The sequence below is a fragment of the Priestia megaterium genome, assembly GCF_046599315.1.
Taxonomy (GTDB): Bacteria; Bacillota; Bacilli; order Bacillales; family Bacillaceae_H; genus Priestia; species Priestia megaterium_F.
The window spans coordinates 286,444-305,497 of the sequence record NZ_JBKIKC010000002.1 but is presented as its reverse complement, the minus strand read 5'-3'; the positions used below and the strand labels follow the sequence as shown (position 1 = coordinate 305,497).

The 19,054-nt window shown below is 38.4% G+C and carries 15 protein-coding genes; 14 read left to right on the top strand and 1 reads right to left on the bottom strand.

Features of this window, described 5'->3' with window-relative positions; all coding sequences use genetic code 11:
* Positions 1-128: 128 nt before the first annotated feature.
* The 4 genes from ACLHDF_RS08880 (at position 129) to ACLHDF_RS08865 (ending at position 3,261) form a co-directional block, all read left to right on the top strand.
* Positions 129-1,373: a Bcr/CflA family efflux MFS transporter gene (locus ACLHDF_RS08880; protein ID WP_413918518.1), complete on the top strand. Its 1,245-nt coding sequence runs from the start codon at positions 129-131 to the stop codon at positions 1,371-1,373.
* A 117-nt stretch (positions 1,374-1,490) separates the two neighbouring features.
* Positions 1,491-2,333 (top strand): aldo/keto reductase, encoded by an 843-nt coding sequence (locus ACLHDF_RS08875; RefSeq protein ID WP_413918517.1) that lies wholly within the window; start codon positions 1,491-1,493, stop codon positions 2,331-2,333.
* Between the two features lie 139 nt (positions 2,334-2,472).
* Positions 2,473-2,958, top strand: a complete 486-nt coding sequence (locus ACLHDF_RS08870) for a PaaI family thioesterase (RefSeq protein WP_413918516.1) — start codon at positions 2,473-2,475, stop codon at positions 2,956-2,958.
* Between the two features lie 54 nt (positions 2,959-3,012).
* Complete coding sequence (locus tag ACLHDF_RS08865; protein WP_413918515.1) at positions 3,013-3,261, top strand: hypothetical protein; 249 nt, start codon at positions 3,013-3,015, stop codon at positions 3,259-3,261.
* A 362-nt stretch (positions 3,262-3,623) separates the two neighbouring features.
* Here ACLHDF_RS08865 and zwf read toward each other — a convergent pair whose 3' ends face one another.
* On the bottom strand, positions 3,624-5,138 hold the full coding sequence (zwf, locus tag ACLHDF_RS08860; RefSeq protein WP_413918514.1) for a glucose-6-phosphate dehydrogenase: 1,515 nt from the start codon (positions 5,136-5,138) through the stop codon (positions 3,624-3,626).
* 164 nt (positions 5,139-5,302) lie between these two features.
* On the opposite strand from zwf, the gene ACLHDF_RS08855 reads away from it, so the two are divergent.
* The 10 genes from ACLHDF_RS08855 to ACLHDF_RS08810 all read left to right on the top strand — a co-directional run bounded on the left by ACLHDF_RS08855 (position 5,303) and on the right by ACLHDF_RS08810 (position 19,031).
* Positions 5,303-5,668, top strand: coding sequence for a winged helix-turn-helix transcriptional regulator (locus ACLHDF_RS08855; RefSeq protein ID WP_328105257.1), 366 nt, complete (start codon positions 5,303-5,305; stop codon positions 5,666-5,668).
* 202 nt (positions 5,669-5,870) lie between these two features.
* Complete coding sequence (hxlA, locus tag ACLHDF_RS08850; RefSeq protein WP_413918513.1) at positions 5,871-6,512, top strand: 3-hexulose-6-phosphate synthase; 642 nt, start codon at positions 5,871-5,873, stop codon at positions 6,510-6,512.
* Between the two features lie 362 nt (positions 6,513-6,874).
* Entirely contained in the window at positions 6,875-9,298 is a 2,424-nt protein-coding gene (locus tag ACLHDF_RS08845; protein WP_413918909.1) for a GcvT family protein, read from the top strand.
* A gap of 30 nt (positions 9,299-9,328) precedes the next feature.
* The gene (gene solA, locus ACLHDF_RS08840) at positions 9,329-10,489 is read left to right on the top strand and encodes an N-methyl-L-tryptophan oxidase (protein ID WP_413918512.1); all 1,161 of its coding nucleotides are present in this window, start codon (positions 9,329-9,331) and stop codon (positions 10,487-10,489) included.
* Between the two features lie 66 nt (positions 10,490-10,555).
* Positions 10,556-11,704, top strand: coding sequence for an aromatic ring-hydroxylating oxygenase subunit alpha (locus tag ACLHDF_RS08835; protein WP_413918511.1), 1,149 nt, complete (start codon positions 10,556-10,558; stop codon positions 11,702-11,704).
* A gap of 81 nt (positions 11,705-11,785) precedes the next feature.
* Entirely contained in the window at positions 11,786-13,039 is a 1,254-nt protein-coding gene (locus ACLHDF_RS08830) for a quaternary amine ABC transporter ATP-binding protein (protein WP_413918510.1), read from the top strand.
* A gap of 2 nt (positions 13,040-13,041) precedes the next feature.
* The gene (locus tag ACLHDF_RS08825) at positions 13,042-13,905 is read left to right on the top strand and encodes an ABC transporter permease (protein WP_413918509.1); all 864 of its coding nucleotides are present in this window, start codon (positions 13,042-13,044) and stop codon (positions 13,903-13,905) included.
* Between the two features lie 21 nt (positions 13,906-13,926).
* Positions 13,927-14,808, top strand: coding sequence for a glycine betaine ABC transporter substrate-binding protein (locus tag ACLHDF_RS08820; protein ID WP_413918508.1), 882 nt, complete (start codon positions 13,927-13,929; stop codon positions 14,806-14,808).
* Between the two features lie 596 nt (positions 14,809-15,404).
* Positions 15,405-18,158, top strand: a complete 2,754-nt coding sequence (locus ACLHDF_RS08815; RefSeq protein ID WP_413918507.1) for a CHASE3 domain-containing protein — start codon at positions 15,405-15,407, stop codon at positions 18,156-18,158.
* Between the two features lie 18 nt (positions 18,159-18,176).
* A complete protein-coding gene (locus tag ACLHDF_RS08810; protein WP_413918506.1) occupies positions 18,177-19,031 on the top strand; it encodes a CheR family methyltransferase in 855 nt (284 codons plus the stop codon).
* The last annotated feature ends 23 nt before the right edge of the window (positions 19,032-19,054 follow it).

Below are 19,054 nucleotides of genomic sequence, written 5' to 3'. Positions count from 1 at the left end.
TCCTTCTTTATAAGAGGAACTTTATTTTCACCTCTAGACAAATGTCCTAGACAGAATAGATGCCTTTCACTAGACTAAAAGTTATCTGTAAAAATACAACATTTAGGTAAGGAAGGTGCTCTACTATTATGCTTCATAATCCAACTGGAAAAAAACGTCTGGGGTTGGCATTTCTTCTCAGCACGCTTGCGATATTAGGTCCACTTAATATCGATATGTATTTGCCAAGTTTTCCTGCTATTGCTGATCATTTAGATGCGAGAGCTTCACTTGTACAGCTTAGCTTAACATCGTGTTTACTAGGGCTTGCCATTGGTCAAATCGTGATTGGTCCAATCAGCGACGCCAAGGGACGAAAACGACCTTTACTCATTTCCATCTCTTTGTTTATGCTATCGTCATTGCTCTGTGCTCTGGCTCCTACTATCACAGCTTTAGTCATCGCGCGATTTTTGCAGGGTTTTACAGCTTCAGCAGGAGTTGTTCTTTCTCGTGCGATTGTCAGAGACGTTTTTAGTGGAAGAGAACTTACAAAGTTTTTTGCTCTTTTAATGGTTATAAATGCCTTTGCGCCAATGATAGCACCAATGGCCGGAGGTGCTATTTTACTTCTTCCTTTTGCAAGCTGGCATACTATTTTCTTGTTTTTAAGCTTAATAGGCCTTTTAATTGTTTTAACAATTTCAACGCGTTTAAAGGAAACCTTGCCAATTGAAAATAGAACGCCAAGTTCAATTGGGCATTCTGTTCGTACAATGGGCAGTTTACTACAAGATCGTTCTTTTATTGGGTATGCCCTAATTGTAGGACTTGTCCACGGTGGAAGCTTTGCTTATGTGTCAGGCACTCCATTTGTCTATCAAGGGATATATCATGTTTCTCCGCAAGTTTTTAGCATTTTGTTTGGCATTAACGGTTTGGCGATTGTGACAGGTAGCTTTATTATTGGACGCTTTAGCGGAATTCTTCATGAAAGAAGCCTGCTTCGCATTGCCGTAATTACGGCCGTAAGTGCTACTAGTTTACTTCTTATTATGACAATGCTTAAAGGGCCACTTGCTACGCTTGTTATTCCCATTTTTATTTACATGATCTCTATAGGAATGACGATTACAAGTTCTGTGACATTAGCAATGAAAAATCAAGGTCATAGAGCTGGAAGTGCAAGTGCCGTGTTAGGCATGCTTCCATTAACTTTAGGATCAATTGTTTCTCCGCTAGTAGGCATTAACGAAACAACAGCGATTCCAATGGCTGCTATTTTATTTAGTACGGCGCTTTTGGGTTTAGTAGCTTTCTTTACGTTAACTAAAAACAAGAATGAAACAGAAAAGCACGAATTTAACGAGTTTAAAACGGGGGTTTCTCCCTAATAACGTTTTTGGTTGTTTGAAAGCACCCCTCCTTTTAAGAAAGGAGGGGTGCAAATTTATTCAAGTATTGGATAATATATGCTACCCTTAAGACATGATCGAAAGGAGTGGATAATAATGAGTAAAGTAATTCCTGAAATAACGCTTAATGATGGGGTGACCTTGCCTGCTATAGGTTTTGGTACATACAAGCTTAACGGAAATGAAGGAGTCAACGCTATAACGAGTGCGATTGATGTAGGGTATCGTCTGATTGATACTGCTTATAATTACGAAAATGAAGGCACTGTGGGACAAGCTCTCCGAAGAACGGCGGTTTCTAGACAAGAACTATTCGTTACGTCTAAACTTCCAGGGCGATACCATACGTATGACAAAGCAATTCCTACAATTCAAGAATCTTTATATCGTGCGAATTTAGACTATTACGATTTGTATCTTATTCATTGGCCTAATCCTAAACAAGATCATTATGTAGAAGCTTGGCAAGCATTGATTGATGCGAAGCGATGGGGCTTAATTCGTTCGATTGGTGTTTGTAATTTTCTTCCTGAGCATATTGAGCGCTTGGAAAAAGAGACCGGCTTTTTACCAAGTATCAATCAAATAGAACTGCATCCCTTTTTTAATCAACATCAATATCGAAATTGGTATCAAGAGAAGAACATTCAGATTGAATCTTGGAGTCCATTAGGGCGGGCAAGTGCTGTTTTAGAAAATGAAGCAATTAAACAAATTGCCAACCGTCATCATAAGACAGTCTCACAAGTGATTTTGAGATGGCATTATCAGCTAGGGGCGATTTCAATTCCAAAATCATCATCTCGCAAGCGGCAGCTTGAAAACATATCTATTTTTTCGTTTTCTTTAGATGAAACGGAGATGAATATGATTTCAGAATTGAATCGCGAGGATGGAAGACTTAATAATCAAGACCCTGCTATTTATGAAGAATTTTAACTATAAGGCCTCACTTACTTTCTAAGTGAGGCTTTTATTCTATGATTTTTCGTTATTTAAGCTTGAAAATAGTCCGTTTAGTTCTAACAGTCGTAGTAGAAAATATGTTAAAATATTCCGAAAAAAGGAGTGGAGACTCATGGAAAAGGTAGTAAAAGCTATTCAAGACGAGTATCTGGATGATTTTGCATGGTGTTACGGCTGCGGCCGATTAAATCAAGACGGTCATCATTTTCGGACAGGATGGTTAGGTGAAAAAACAATTACTCTTTATACACCTAAGGCTGAACATACAGCCATACCAGGATTTGTTTATGGCGGACTTCTTGCATCCCTGATTGATTGCCATGGAACAGGCTCTGCATCTCTTGCTCTATACCGTAAAAATGGCTACGAGATAGGAGACCCAGTAGAACCGCCGCGGTTTGTTACCGGTTCTCTCCACGTAGATTTTAAAAAACCAACGCCGCAAGGTGAAATGCTAAAAGCAATAGGAACGGTGGAAGAAATTCATCCCAAGAAATGGAGAGTTAAAACAGAAGTATACGCGAATGACACCGTTGTCGCGACCGGAGAAGTTGTGGCAGTTGTTATGCCCAATACATTTAAAAGAAAAGAAGAATAAACGAAGGAAAAGTATTATAGTGCAGAACAGTTACATAAAAGGGGAGAAAAAGGTATGAACAAATGTAATTTAGACCACTCAATAGAAGATGTACAGCAGAAGTTTAACTCGCAGTCAAAATGGATGTCAGAAGATATTCGCTTGTTATTTCATGAGTTTATCATACGAAATCCTTCGCAAACAACATTAAACGAGATGTTTCATTTGTTGAAGAAATACGATTTGGTTGACGAACAAGAGAGAAGAGAGCGAGATCGAAAAATTAAATGGCTGATATTAAATAAAGAAGATACGAAGGCTTAACTTTTTTAAAGTGAGATAGATTAAGCGAATTAAAGGTATTTGAAACACTGATAAAAGAGATTGAGACATTACTACATCAATCCAATCTAATGACGAACAAATTGGATACATGATCCAGTATGGATCGCTTGTTACGCCGCTGGTGATTTCCGTGCAAGGCTTCGCTTTCCGCGGGCGGAGGGTGAGCCTTGCACGGAAATCAGCAACTAGAAGCACCTACATACAGTAAACCTACGTTCACGACCACAATGAAAAAATCCGAACGAGTTGGATTCTCCATCAAGAATCTCGATTCATCGTTCGGATCTTTCTTCAAATAAAATGCTTTTGCCCCAGCCCCTTTTTAACGAGATTAAAAGTAATCACCACCACTTAAATCCGTCTTCTTTTAACAATTGATTTGAAGCTTCTGGTCCCATTGTACCTGCAGGATAAAAATGAAGAGGAAAGTGTTCATCGTTAAAAGCTTCTAAAATGGGTTGAACCCATTTCCAAGATAATTCAACTTCTTTCCAATGAGCAAAAAACGTGGAGTCTCCCCGCAAAGCATCGAATAACAGCAGTTCATAAGCTTCGGGTACTTCTCTTTGATTTGTTGAGAAATTGATAAAAATCGGTTCGATTTTATTGTCATTCAAAGGATTTTTACTGTTTAATTGCAGCGAAATACCTTCATTTGGGCTGATTTCGACAACTAAAAGGTTAGGAACGGCTTCGTCGTCTGTATAAAAATCCTTTAAAGGATTTTTAAATTCAATGATGATACGCGTGCATTTTTTACTCATTCTTTTTCCTGTGCGAAGGTAGAAAGGCACTCCTTTCCAAAGCTCATGATCAATCCATACCCGGACTGCTATAAATGTGTCATTAGCGGAAGAAGCATTGATGCCGGGCTCTTCTTTATATCCTATAACTGAACGATCTTGGATTTCCCCCGCTTCGTATTGACCTCTTATGATGTTTGAATGGATAAACTCTTTTTGCAGAGGACGAAGGCTTTTCATAATTTTTATCTTTTCCTGTCGGATTTTTGCGATATTAAGCGTCTTTGGCAGCTGCATGGCAGTCATCATAAGCATTTGAAGCATATGGTTTTGGAGCATATCCCTAATCGCACCGGACTGATCATAGTAATGCGCTCTTTCTTCTACACCAATTGTTTCACTAGCCGTAATTTGAACGTTTGCAACGTAGTGATGATTCCATAATGCTTGTAAAATAGGGTTTGCAGATGCTAAAGCTTCCAAGTTTTGAATCATTGGTTTTCCAAGATAATGGTCGATACGATAAATTTCTTCCTCTTTGAACGTTTTAGTAAGTTTTTGATTTAACACTTGAGCAGATTGTAAATCGTGCCCAAAAGGCTTTTCGATAATAAGACGTTTCCAGCCTTTTGTAGAGCCTAATCCGCCTCTATTGATATTTGAAGCAATAACATCTACAAATTCAGGAGCTACCGATAAATAGAAAAGACGATTTTCAGGAATGTTTAATTCTGCTTCGCCTTTTTGAATGACATGAAGCAACTGGTCATATCCATGACTATTAGTAACATCCATTTTATGATAGCGAACTGTCTTAAGAAACTCTTTTATCTTGGACTCATCTTGTCTAAAGCGCCTTGAAAAGGTCTTTACTGATTCTTCTACGTATGTTTGAAAGACATCCTGAGACCAGTGGCTTCTACCAGTACCAACAATAGAAAAAGAAGGGGGAAGCTTTTTGTCTAAAAATAAATTATATAGCGCAGGGAAAATTTTTCTTTTAGCCAAATCTCCTGTTGCGCCAAATAAGATAAAGGTCATAGAATCCACTTCTAACGCTTGTGGCGAATGAGACTTGTGACAATTATCACTTGAACGAATTAAACTGCCCAATTGATCTCCTCCTTTATTTTAACGTTCTATTGTAGTAAATATAGTCTTTTACCATCTTTACAGATTACAGTATAGCAGGTACAATTTCCCTTTATAAGTAGACACTTTATTTTCATATAGTGTCTAAAACTATACTATTATGCATAAAAAGGGAGGAAACAGGATTGAGTAGACTTTTTAGCAAAACGTTTAACTGTGAAAAGGAATTAACATTGACGATTATTGGAGGCAAGTGGAAAATGTTGATTATGTGGCACCTAGGAAAAGAAGGGACGAAAAGATTTGGTGAGTTAAAGTCCATGATGCCGGGAATTACTCAACGAATGTTAGTAAGTCAGCTGCGGGAATTAGAAGAAGATCAAATTGTTCATCGAAAAGTCTATCCGGTTGTACCTCCCAAAGTTGAATATTCCCTGACTGAACCCGGAAGAAGTCTGATGCCAATTCTTGAGAGCATGGACGAGTGGGGGAAAAATTATATGGAAACCTTTATAGAGCCTGAAATGGATAATTCCACACATATGGGATAAAATCTTTTCTTGAGAAGGTCATAAGCTGTCTTTACTATTCAGAATTTTCTAAAATAAATATAGATGATAAGCTGCGCTGAAATGTTCATAGTATATTTTTAGTGACTATATGTTTTGAAAGTGCCTACTTTTTTTTTGAAAGTAACGGTTTTACAATGAATTCATGCTAGACAACCCCATTTAATGAAGGAGTGAAGTAGGTATGGAACTTCAATTAGCATTGGATCTTGTAAATATTTCAGAGGCAAAAGCAGTAGTGCAGGAGGTTCAAGAGTATATTGATGTTGTAGAAATTGGTACTCCAGTTGTGATTAACGAAGGGCTAAAAGCAGTCGAAGAAATCAAGGAAACATTTCCGTCTTTAAAGGTATTAGCCGATTTAAAAATTATGGATGCAGGTGCTTATGAAGTAATGAAAGCTTCTGAAGCGGGTGCTAGTATTATTACCATCCTTGGTGCTACTGACGATTCGACTATAAAAGGCGCTGTAGAAGAGGCCAAAAAACAGGGAACGCAAATTCTTGTTGATATGATTAATGTAAAAAACCTTGAACAACGTGCAAAAGAAGTAGATGCACTCGGTGTTGATTATATTTGTGTACACACGGGATATGATCTTCAAGCCGAAGGAGAAACCCCGTTTGAGCAGCTTCAAACGATTAAACGAGTCGTGAAAAATGCAAAAACAGCGGTGGCAGGAGGCATTAAACTGAATACACTTCCAGAAGTTGTGCAGTCACAGCCTGATCTTGTGATTGTAGGTGGAGGCATTACGAGTGAACAAGACAAAAGAAAGGTTGCAAGGGAAATGAAAAAATTACTCAAAGAAGCAACTTTGGTCTAAATATAAGCAAAAGTATTCAAACGTTCAAAATCAATCGATCAATAAAGGATTTAAAAAGAAGATAGCTAAAATAACTTAGCTATCTTCTTTCCGTAATTTTTAGTATAACCACTCATTGATAAGAGACATTTTGACAGGTAGCTAGTTTCTTTAAAATTCGTTATCTAGAAGAAAAAATGGCAATTTTTCTAGAATTTTAAAGTTAAGAAAGTGTTATCCGAACATTAGAGAAGAATAGTATAAAAAAAATCTATGTCACACTTTTTAACAAAATACTTTGAAAATTTCAAAAATTAAAAATATAATTAACTATCGACAATATTTAACATCTTTGAATTAAAAAAGGAGGGAGATATGTAGTGATGGAACATAAGAGGATAGTAGTGATAGGAGCTGGAATTGTCGGGTGCAGCATTGCCTATTATTTAAGTAAAATGGGTCAACGAAACATAACAGTGATTGAGCAAGGCCCTTTGTTTGAAACAGGAGGATCTACCTCGCACGCTCCAGGACTTGTATTTCAGCTTAGCTTTTCAAAAATCCTGACAGCGTTGGCTTCTCAAACTGTCGAAACCTTTAAAGAGTTGAGTACAGAGGAACAGCCCTCTTTCTATCCTGTTGGCAGTTTAGAAGTAGCCCGTACACCCGAACGATTAGAAGATCTAAAGAGAAAGGCTGGAGTTGCCAGCTCATGGGGAATCGAAGCTTATCTTCTTTCACCGCAGGAATGCGCGAAAAAAAATTCGCTGATTTGTCCTGACCGTATTTGCGGAGGTCTCTATATTCCGTCAGACGGTATTGCGAAACCTTTGCATGCTGTTGATAAAATGACTCGTTTTTCTAAAGAGTGCGGCGTAGAGTTTTACGGTCATACAGAAGTGACAAATATTGAAGTGACAAATGGTCAAGTAAAAGCAGTGTACACGAGCGCTGGAACATTTGAAGCAGATATAATCGTGTGCTGTGCCGGGTTTTGGGGACCTCGCATCGGAGAGATGGTGGGTGTAACGATTCCTCTTCAGCCAATGGCTCATCAATATGTGTTTACAAATGATTTACTTGAATTGAATAGAGAAATGGAAGAAGCCGCGACTCCTCTTATTCGAGATCAAGATAATTCAATTTATTTTCGTCAGGTAGAGAAAGGGCTTGGAATTGGGTCATATCAGCATGAGCCGTTTCCAGTCGACCTAAGCGACATCACCACATACGGAGAAACAAAAGAAATGCCTTCTGTCAAACCTTTTACGTCGAAGGATTTTGAAAAGCCATGGGAAGATGCAATGGAGTTAATTCCGGCATTAAAACAAGCGGGGATAAAAAAAGGAATGAACGGTATCTTTTCCTTCACACCCGATGGGATGCCGCTGCTTGGCGAATCACAAGCGGTAAAGGGATTTTGGATAGCGGAAGCCATATGGGTAACTCACTCTGCAGGTGTCGCTAGGCAAATGGCTGAATGGATGATGAATGGTGCGCCGACTGTGGATTTAGAGCTATGCGACCTTAATCGTTTTGATACGTATGCATGCAGCCCTGCTTATTATAAACAGCGGTCCATTGAAGAGTACGAAGAAGTTTATAGCATTCATCATCCATTTATGCAGCGAAAAGTATCGCGAAACATGCGCGTAAGTCCATTTTATATGCGTCAGCAAGAACTAAAAGCGTATTTTAACGAAAAAGCAGGTTGGGAGCAGCCGCAGTGGTATGAAGCTAACTCTTCCCTTATATCCACTTATGAAAAGGTGATGGCAATAAGGGATGGGTGGTCTGCTGAATATTGGTCACCGATTATTGAGGCCGAACATTTGCATACTCGTCAGCACGCAGCGCTTTACGATACAACGGCAGCAAAGAAAAGGTTAGAAATTAAAGGAGAAGGAGCTCTCCAGTTTTTACAGAAACTAACGACAGGAAATATAGATATTACAGTAGGTCAAAGCATATGTACATGTATGTTGCATGAGCTAGGCGGCATAAAAGATCAAATAATGGTTATTCGCAAAAGTATATCAACTTTTTTGATTATTTGTACAGGGGCTGTAGAAGCAAGCTGGATTCGAAAACACGTGCCTCAAAATAGTCAAGTTGTTTTTCAAGATGTAACGTCAGGGACATGCAGTGTAGCATTAATTGGCCCTAAAGCTACAGAAGTAATGGAGTCGGTGGTTCAGCGCTCAGACCTTAGTGGTGCTTGGATTCAAGGGCAAGCGAAAACGCTGTTTATTGGAAATGTTTCAGTTCTTGCTCTGCGTAATTCCTGCGGGGAAATGGAGAGCTGGGAGTTGATTACTACTTCTGATCAAGGTCTAAATTTATGGGATTTATTAATTGAACAAGGGCGGCCTTATCAGCTGATTGCCGGAGGAGACCGAGCTCTTGAAAACCTTCGAATTGAATCTCTTTCGTTAAAAAGCGGAAAAGACTTTTGGAGCGAACATCATCCATATGAAGTCAACCTTTATGGAATGGTTGATTTAACAAAACCATTTTTTATTGGAAAAGAGGCATTACTTGATCGTCAGAGAAAAGGTTCTGAAATAGTATTAGCAACGCTTATATTAGATGACCCTTCAGCAATAGTAATGGGATATGAACCAGTCTTTTATGGAGAAACGGCCCTCGGATTTGTGACAAGCGCTGGCTATTCATACAGCTTAGGGAAAGGAATTGTACACACCTTATTATCTCAAACTGTAAATGAAGAAATGGTCTTAGAAGTTGAATACTTTGGTCAGCGCTATAAAGCAAAAATGAGCACACACTCCCCAGCGATGGTTTAATTGATAAATTGAAATGTAGGAGGAATGCATATGTCAGCACATTATGATGTCATTATTATTGGGTTAGGAGCTATGGGGAGTACAGCTGCTTATCAACTCGCCAAAACAGGCCAGCGGGTATTGGGGTTAGAACAGTTCGGTCCCGCGCATGACCTAGGATCGAGTCACGGTGGTTCTAGAATCATTCGGCAGTCGTATTTTGAAGACCCTGCTTACGTTCCATTATTGCTTCGCGCCTACGAATTGTGGGATGAAATTGAAAGAGAAAGCGGTCAAGAAATCCTTACGGTTACTGGTGGACTTATGATGGGCCCTCCTGATAGCTTGACGGTCTCTGGAAGTATTGAAAGTTCTAAACAGTGGAACCTTGCTTATGAGATTCTAGAAGCGAAGGATATTTACAAACGGTTTCCGGCGTTTACACCTTCACCTAACACTATTGCTTTATATGAAGAAAGAGCTGGATTCGTTAGGCCGGAGGCAAGTGTATATACTCATCTTCTTCAAGCAGAAAAGTACGGAGCTGAGCTTCATTTTTTTGAAGAAGTAGAGTTGTGGGAAGCCCATCCTTCTGGTGAAGGCGTACGCGTTGTAACAGCTAATGGAATATATGAAGCTGGAAAAATTATTATTTCTGCAGGCGCTTGGGCACCAGATTTATTAAGGGATTTAGGTGTTAGCTTACAAGTAGAACGTCATGTACAAATGTTTTTTGAACCAACACAAGGAATAGATGTTTTTTCAGTTGGAAAACAGCCGATTTATATTTGGGAAGCAGATGATTATGTGCAATTGTATGGTTTTCCTTCTTTTGGATTGGAGGCTGAGGGAGCGAAAGTAGCGTTTTTCCGAAAAGGAACAACGTGTACGCCGGAAACGATTGATCGAAATATATATGAAGACGAAGTTAACATGATGCGACATTACTTAGCTCAAGGTCTTCCGCAGCTTAACGGTCGATTTTTACAAGGGAAAACGTGCATGTATACCAATACACCAGATGAGCATTTTGTTATCTCACTGCACCCTGAACATCCTCAAGTAGCGATTGCAGCAGGGTTTTCTGGACATGGGTTTAAGTTTGCAAGCGTAGTAGGAGAAATTTTAGCAGATTTAGTGATAGAGGGAAAAACCAATCATCCAATTGATTTGTTTACGCCGCAGCGTTTTGCAACTAATAAAATAGTATAAATCGTTATCAGCTCTTGCGAATGGTTCTATTTAAATGTTTCTAAAGAAGCGAAGGAGGAATAGTAGATGGTTATGGAACATGGTTTAGTGAATGATAAAGGGAGACTTGAGCCCACATTAAAAGGAGAGTTGTATACATCTTCGGACATTTTTAAGTTGGAAAAAGATCATATATTTTCTAAATCATGGAGTTTAGTTGCATTTGAATATGAAATAGCAGAACCCGGACAATATATTACGACGAGAGTTGAAGGAGAAAATATTCTAATTACTAGAGGAAAAGATCGTGTACTGCGTGGATTTTTAAATGTATGTCGGCATCGAGGAGCTAAGCTGTGCAGCCAAGCATCCGGTAAAGCGGGCGTAATTCGCTGCCCATATCACTCCTGGAGCTATAGCTTAGACGGTGATTTAGTAGGTGTTCCTAACACAAGCCACTGCAGAGATGAGCTCGTGCATAATGAAAATTATGGGCTAACATCCGTTCAGATTGAAGTGTGGCATGGCATGGTTTGGGTTAATTTATCAGACAATCCTATATCTGTTGAATATCAGCTAGATTCACAAATTTTTGATCGTTTTGGAGAGCTTTATACGTTTGCTAGATATGAAATTCAAAACTTAAAATCCGCTCATCGTGAGGAATATGAAGTCGAGGCAAACTGGAAGCTTATTGTAGAAAACTTTCAAGAATGCTATCACTGCTCCTCTATTCACCCTGAGCTTACTGCAACGCTGCCTGAGTTTCGTTCGGGAATTGGTACTCAAAGTTCAGTAGGAGGCGGAGCTAAGTTTGGCGAGGAATTAGAAGCTTTTTCAATCAGCGGAAAAGGAAGCCGCCCCATGTTAAAAGGGCTGCTTCCTGAAGATGACCGCACGTATTTTGGCATTACCGTTCTACCGCTTGTATTTATCAATTTAACACCGGATCACGTTATTATTCATCGTATTATTCCAATTAGTGCAGAAAGATCCAAAGTGATTTGCGAATGGTTATTCGACCCAGAAGAAATGGCTAAGCCTAACTTTGACCCAAGAGATGCAGTGGAACTGTTTCACCGCGTTAATTTACAAGACTTTGAAGCGTGTGAGTGGTGTCAAGAAAATATGAGCTCAAAATCTTATAAAGAAGGAGGTATTTTAGTACCTATCGAACAGCATGTTTCTCATTTTTACAACTATGTATTAGAAGCAATCGGTATGAAGGCCGAATAGTAAATAGAAGTGGTCTGACACGTTATCTCTAGGTGTCAGACCACTTCTAACAATCTACTTTAAAAATAAGGGGGAAATAAATTGAGTACAAGCTCTAAACAAACAGAACCCATTATCCGTGTTACGGATGTTTCAAAAGTATTTGGTCGGCAAAAAGAACAGGCTCTGAAGTTAAGAGAGTCTGGACAAAGTAAATATAAAATCGAACAAGCTACTAAGACAACCGTTGCTATTTATAATGCACAGTTTGAAGTGAAAAAGGGAGAAACTTTTGTGCTAATTGGATTATCAGGAAGCGGTAAATCTACTTTACTTCGATGCTTGAACGGGCTTATAGAACCAACAGAAGGGACGGTGTATCTAGAAAATACAGATATTTCTCATATGCCAAAAAGACAGCTTCAGCAAGTCCGGAGAAATAAAATTGGGATGGTCTTCCAAAATGTTGGACTCCTTCCAAACCGTACCGTGATTGACAACATTACGTTCGGTTTAGAGATTCAAGGGGTATCAGCAAACGAAAGGGAAAAGCGAGGGAAAGAGGCGCTTGAAATGGTGGGCTTAAATGGCCAAGCTTATAAAAGAATTTATGAATTATCAGGAGGTATGCAGCAGCGGGTTGGATTAGCGAGAGCTCTTGCTTCTGAACAGGAGATTTTGCTGATGGATGAGCCTTTTTCGGCTTTAGATCCTCTTATTCGAAGAGATATGCAAAAGCTATTTCTTGATATTCAAGGAGAAGTACAAAAAACAGTTATTTTTGTGACTCATGATTTGGATGAAGCATTAACTTTAGGCCACAGAGCTGCCGTGATGAAAGACGGGGAGATCGTACAGCTTGGAACCGCTGAAGATATTTTAAGTCAACCAGCAACCGATTATGTAAAATTACTTGTTCAAGACGTTAATTACGGTAAAATTCGCCTTGCTAAAGACGCGGTGGTTCCGGTAGAAGCCGCTGCTTATGAGTATGAATCACCACAAGTCGTATTAAGAAGAATGAGAAGCAATCATTTATCTATAATTTTTGTTCTTGATAGCTCTGAGCGCTTATTAGGTATGATGAGTATCTATACAGTGATGGAGCTTATTGAAGCTCATAAGCATGATTTAAAAGGAAAAGCATTGACACAGCCGCATTGTGTTAATCCTGATATGTCTTTACAAGAAATGATTCCTCTATTTACAGACAGTCATTCGCCTGTAGTCATAGTTGATAATCATCACCGTCTAAAAGGTATGATTTCCCCAAGCACTCTTATTGCAAATCTCACTGAACGTACTGCAGTGACCGAGCAATTAGAAATGAAGTCATATCAAATGGAGGTCCGATAAATATGATGGTAAATTCCGCGGTGATCCCTCGCATTCCTTTAGATAAATGGGCAAATTCATTTGTTGATTACATGATTGATAGTTTTTCAGGCGTATTTACTGGAATCAACCATATAATGACCAGTTTAATAAGCAGTCTTGAATGGATATTGACCGCCTCTCCTCCGCTAGTAACGGTCGTTGTTTTTGTTCTATTAGCGCTATGGTTAACAGATTGGAAGATAGCGGCATTTACGTGTTTTGGTTTACTTCTTATTATTAGCTTGGATTTATGGGAAGCATCGATGCTGACCTTATCTCTCGTTTTAGCTTCTACTATTATCTCACTTTTATTCGGCGTTCCTTTAGGTATATTATCACACCGCTTTAACAAAGTGAGAGCAGTGATAAAACCCATTCTTGATATTATGCAAACAATGCCTGCTTTTGTTTACTTAATTCCGTCCGTACTGTTATTTGGATTAGGGAATGTGACAGCTCTTATTGCTACGTTTATTTTTGCAATGCCGCCTGCCGTTCGCCTCACGCTGCTTGGGCTTCAACAAGTTCCACAAACCACTTTAGAAGCGGCAGAAGCTTTTGGAGCGACGGAATGGCAAAAACTAATTAAAGTACAGCTGCCGCTCGCTTTGCCTATGATTATGTCGGGTGTAAACCAAGTTATTATGTTATCTCTTTCTATGGTTGTTATTTCTTCAATGGTCGGTGCAGGGGGCTTAGGTGCGGAGGTATTACGAAGCATCAGTATGTTGGATGTAGGATTAGGGTTTATCGGTGGGATTGCCGTTGTGATTATTGCTGTTATTTTAGATCGTTTGACGCATCTTTCTACTCAAAAAAGCCAAGGTATTCAATCAAGCAAATAAAATGAATAAAGGTGGGAGTATATGAAACAATCAAAAAAAATTTCTTTTATTATGCTAATAATCGTCATTGTGCTGCTTGTCTCTGCATGCGGCAATAACAATACGGCAAGCAGCACGACGACTAAAAAAGAAATTACAATTGGATACATACCATGGGACGAAGCTGTAGCTGTTACGTTTCTATGGAAGGAATTATTAGAGGAAAAAGGTTATAAAGTCAAAGCAGTTCAAAGCGATGTAGCTCCGCTTTTCTCAGGAGTTGCTCAAGGGAACATTGATTTATTTTTGGATGTATGGATGCCTACTACTCACAGTTCTTATATGAAAAGATTCGGAAAACAAGTAGACGTTCTCGGCACTTGGTATGATCAAGCAGATAGCGGATTGGCCGTTCCCGAATACGTAGACGCTCAGTCGATAGCAGATTTAAAAAATAATAAAGATCAGTTTCACGGAAAGATTATTAGTATTGAAGCAGGATCTGGAATCAATGGTCTTACTAAGGATCATGCCATGCCAAGTTATGGCTTAACAGACTGGAATTTGGTAGAAAGCAGTACAGCCGCCATGCTATCAGAATTAGATAAAGCAATTGCTAATAAAGAGCCCGTTGTTGTTACATTATGGCGCCCGCACTGGGCTTTTGAAAAGTATAATCTCAGATACTTAAAAGATCCGAAAAATACGATGAATCCGACAGGACCTGAGAAAATACAATCAATCAGTAAAAAGACCTTTAAAGAAAATTATCCCGAAGCGGCAAAGTGGCTAAAAGATTTTTCTATTAGCGCCGATCAATTGGCATCCTTGGAATCAGAAATTAACAGTGCGAAAGATGAAACAAAAGGCGTGAAAAACTGGATTTTAAAAAATAAAAAAGTAACTGAAAGCTGGATAAAATAAATAGAAGGAAAATGAAAGAGCTGTCTCATAAGTGAATTTATTGACTTAGAGACGGCTTTTTTGTGGAAGAGCTTTTAACAACGTTAAAGAGCTTGAGATAAATAGTGCAGCAAGTAAATATGTAAATTAACAAAATATATTTAAATTAAAAAAAGTGGCATTGTTTTCTACTACCCAAGTACAATTTAAATAGTAAATGCTTTACGTTTCGCATGTAAGTATTTATTTATACCTATGTTGTCATAATTTATGTGATTTCCCAAAACATAAATTACTTTTCATTATCTTATTGTGTACAAAAATATTATGAGATAAGCCCATGCCTTTAAAGGCATGGGCTTATTTTTATATGGCTTTTTAAGAAGCCTATTTCTAATAGGAACATTAATCTTCATCTCTTGCACAATAAATATTCTTCTGTACAAAAATAGAGTGTATAATAGGAATGTTAACTTGATAGGGAAAATAGAGAAGCCCTATCAAACAAAGGAAGATGGAGTGGAAAGTGTAACTGAAAGTGAAATTGTCCAGCTGCAAAAGTAAACATGTTTTTCGAATGCTTCTAGAAGAATATCTAGAATGAAAGTAGGAACATTATGGAAAAGAAAATGAAGTTTGGCATCAAATTCAAAATTATTATTGGATATTTAATTGTTATTGTCTGTTTATTCATTTCATTTATTGTGTTGAACAGTCAAATATCATCTTTGCAAAAAGAGAGAAATTTTATTATCGATCATGATATTGAAGTACACGATTTGACAAATCGAATTGAAAAGCATCTGCTTGATATGGAAACGGGGCAAAGGGGCTATATTATAACAGGAGAAGCGGGTTACTTAGAACCTTATAACAGCGCAGCGTCAAGTTGGGAAAAAGATTATAATACGCTGTATCAGCTTTTAAATAATAACCCAAGTCAGCAGGAAAAGTTAGAGAGAATTAAAAGAAACATTCAAGGCTGGATTGAAGTTGCTGGCGAGCCGACGATTGCCTTAAAAAAGGGAAATAACACAAAAGAACTGCAGCAATTTTTTGATAAAGATCCCGGTCGTCAGTACATGGACGATATGCGCAGCCAGTTTAGCTCTTTTAGAAATGTAGAGAAGAAATCAACTGAAACAAGAGCAGCAGAGCTGGATCAGAAAAATCAAAAAATTAAAATTGGACTTTATGGTTTGCTGTTATTTGTTACGCTTATTTCACTTGTTATCGCTATTATTTTGTCCAATTCCATTGTGAATACCATTAAAGAGGTTACACAAACTATCAAACGAATTACAGCTTCAAAAGGTGAGTTAAAAGGAAGAATTAAAGTTAGGTCTAATGATGAGATCAAAGATTTAGGGCTAGCCACGAATGCCTTGTTAGAAAATATTGAAGAGCGAAACTGGCTTCAAACGAACATTGCACATGCTGTAACGATGTACCAAGGCATAGCATCGGTAGATAAGCTCGCAGAAAAATTTCTCTTTACGATTTCGGAAATGACAGGAGCTTCTTTCGGGGCATTTTATGTTCGGGAGGAAAATGACAAAGGAAGTCTATTCGTTAAGCAGGCTGCTTTTGCAGGTAGAAAAGGCGAAGCAGGAAGAAAGAGCTTTTTGATAGGCGAAGGACTTATTGGACAAGCAGCTTTAGAAAAAAGGGCCTTTGTTATAAATGATGTACCTGACACGTATCAGCTTATTACTTCAGGGTTAGGAGAGGCTGAACCTAAAAGTATTTTTATTGTACCCGTATTGTTTGAAGATGAAGTAATTGCTGTTATCGAGCTTGCATCGCTGCATGAATTTACAGCTTTAGAGCAAGAACTTATTAGTCAAGTAGTTGAAACGTTTGGCCTCACTATTAATGGTGTAATCAGACGTATGGAAATTGCCCGTCTATTAAAAGAATCTCAGGCGATGACAGAAGAGCTCCAGGCTCAGTCTGAAGAACTTCAAACGCAATCAGAAGAACTGCAAATGCAGTCTGAAGAGCTGCGTATGATTAATGAACAGCTGGAAGAAAGAACAAAAGATGCAGAAGAAAAATCGTTTGAATTAGAGGCTGCGAAAGAAGATTTAGAAGAAAAAGCGCATCAGCTGGAATTGAATTCACAATATAAATCGGAATTCCTTGCTAATATGTCGCATGAGCTGCGAACACCGCTCAACAGTATTCTCATTTTATCTGAAATGCTTGAGGAAAATGCAGCTAAAACGCTATCTGAAGATGAAGAAGAATACGCTCGTATCATTCATTCTTCAGGAAAAGACTTGTTAGCATTAATCAACGACATTTTGGATCTATCAAAAGTTGAGTCTGGAAAACTAGATGTGATGTTAGCTGAAATGAATATGAGTGAGCTTCCAGATCAAATTAAACGCAATTTCAGCCACATTGCTGATCAAAAAAATGTACACTTGGAAATTAACAAAGCGCAGGATGTACCGGACATCATTCACACAGATGAAAAGAGATTCCAGCAAATTGTGAAAAATCTTTTATCAAATGCATTTAAATTTACGGAATCGGGATCTGTGACGGTATCCATTCAACGAGTAGCTGACCAACGTCTTACAACAGCTATGCGCACAATTGATACGGATTGCTGGCTAGAAATAGCTGTAACTGATACAGGGATTGGTATACCAAAAGACAAACATCAGCTTATCTTTGAAGCGTTTCAACAGGCAGATGGAGCTACGGTTCGTAAGTACGGAGGAACGGGGCTTGGTTTATCTATTTGCAGTGAGTTTGCCAAATTATTGGGCGGCTGGATTTCCCTAAGCAGTGAAGTAGGAAAAGGAAGTACGTTTACACTTTATCTTCCTAGTCTCTCTAACGGTCTTATTGACTATGAAAAAGTGAGTTTTGCATACGAAGAAGTAGCAGTATCTGTAGAGGAAGCTAAACCTGAAGCAGAAGGAACTGAAATTAATTATCCTGTACAACGAGCTGAACTGCCAGCGCAAGATGATGAAAATGTATTTCAAGATAAACGAGTACTCATCGTAGATGATGACCAGAGAAACATCTTTGCATTAAAAACAGCGCTAGCTAAACAAGGTATGACCATTATGACAGCTCATAATGGAATAGAATGTCTTGAAATGATGGAGACAAATGAACCATTTGATCTTATCTTAATGGATATTATGATGCCGCAAATGGACGGGTATGAGGCTATGCAGAAGATCAGAGCAGAGCTAAAGCTTGTTGATTTGCCTATTATTGCATTAACCGCTAAAGCAATGAAAAATGATCGTGAAAAATGCTTGGAAGCTGGAGCGTCAGATTATATTAGCAAACCTTTAGATTTGAATCAGCTGTTCTCCGTTATGCGTGTATGGCTAGTAAATTAAGCGGGGTATGAAACATAAATGGACATGAAACAACTAGATTTAAATGAAGACTTAGTTATGAATAAAAAAACAGATTTAGAGATTGATTTACTGCTCACGGCTATTTATCGATTAACAGGGTTTGATTTTAGACAGTACGCTAAATCTTCTATTTGTCGCCGAGTCTATAATCGAATGAAAATTGAACGTATTCCAACCGTGTCTCGATTGTTAGAAAAAGCGATTCACGAAGAAGAATTTATGAATCAGCTTTTAAATGATTTTTCAATAAATGTAACAGAGATGTTTCGTGATCCCAGCTTTTTTAAAGCATTTCGTACAAAAGTGATTCCGGCATTAAAAGATTACCCGGAAATTCGCATTTGGCACGCTGGTTGTGCAACAGGCGAAGAAGTATTTTCTATGGCGATTCTTTTAGAAGAAGAAGGGTTAATGGATAAGACGGTCATTTACGCAACTGATATGAACGAAGATGTATTAGAAAAAGCAAAACAAGGTGCCTTTTCTTTACGTAAAATGAAATCATATACCAAAAATTATATCCAAGCTGGTGGAAAGAATGCCTTCTCGGAATATTATCAGACGGATCATCACTATGCGTATTTTCACCCGTCTCTGTTAAAAAATATTATCTTTGCTCAGCATAATTTAGTTACGGATCAGTCATTTAATGAATTTCACGTCATTATTTGTCGAAACGTCCTTATTTACTTTACAGCTGAGTTGCAAAATCAAGTGTATAATTTATTTTCAGAAAGCCTGTGTGCAAAAGGATTTCTTGGACTTGGTGATAAGGAAACGCTTCGCTTTGCTGAAGGAGCGGCTTCTTATACAGAGTTTGCAGGTAACGAACGCATCTATCAAAAGCAATAAAAAGGACCTCATGGATGAGGTCC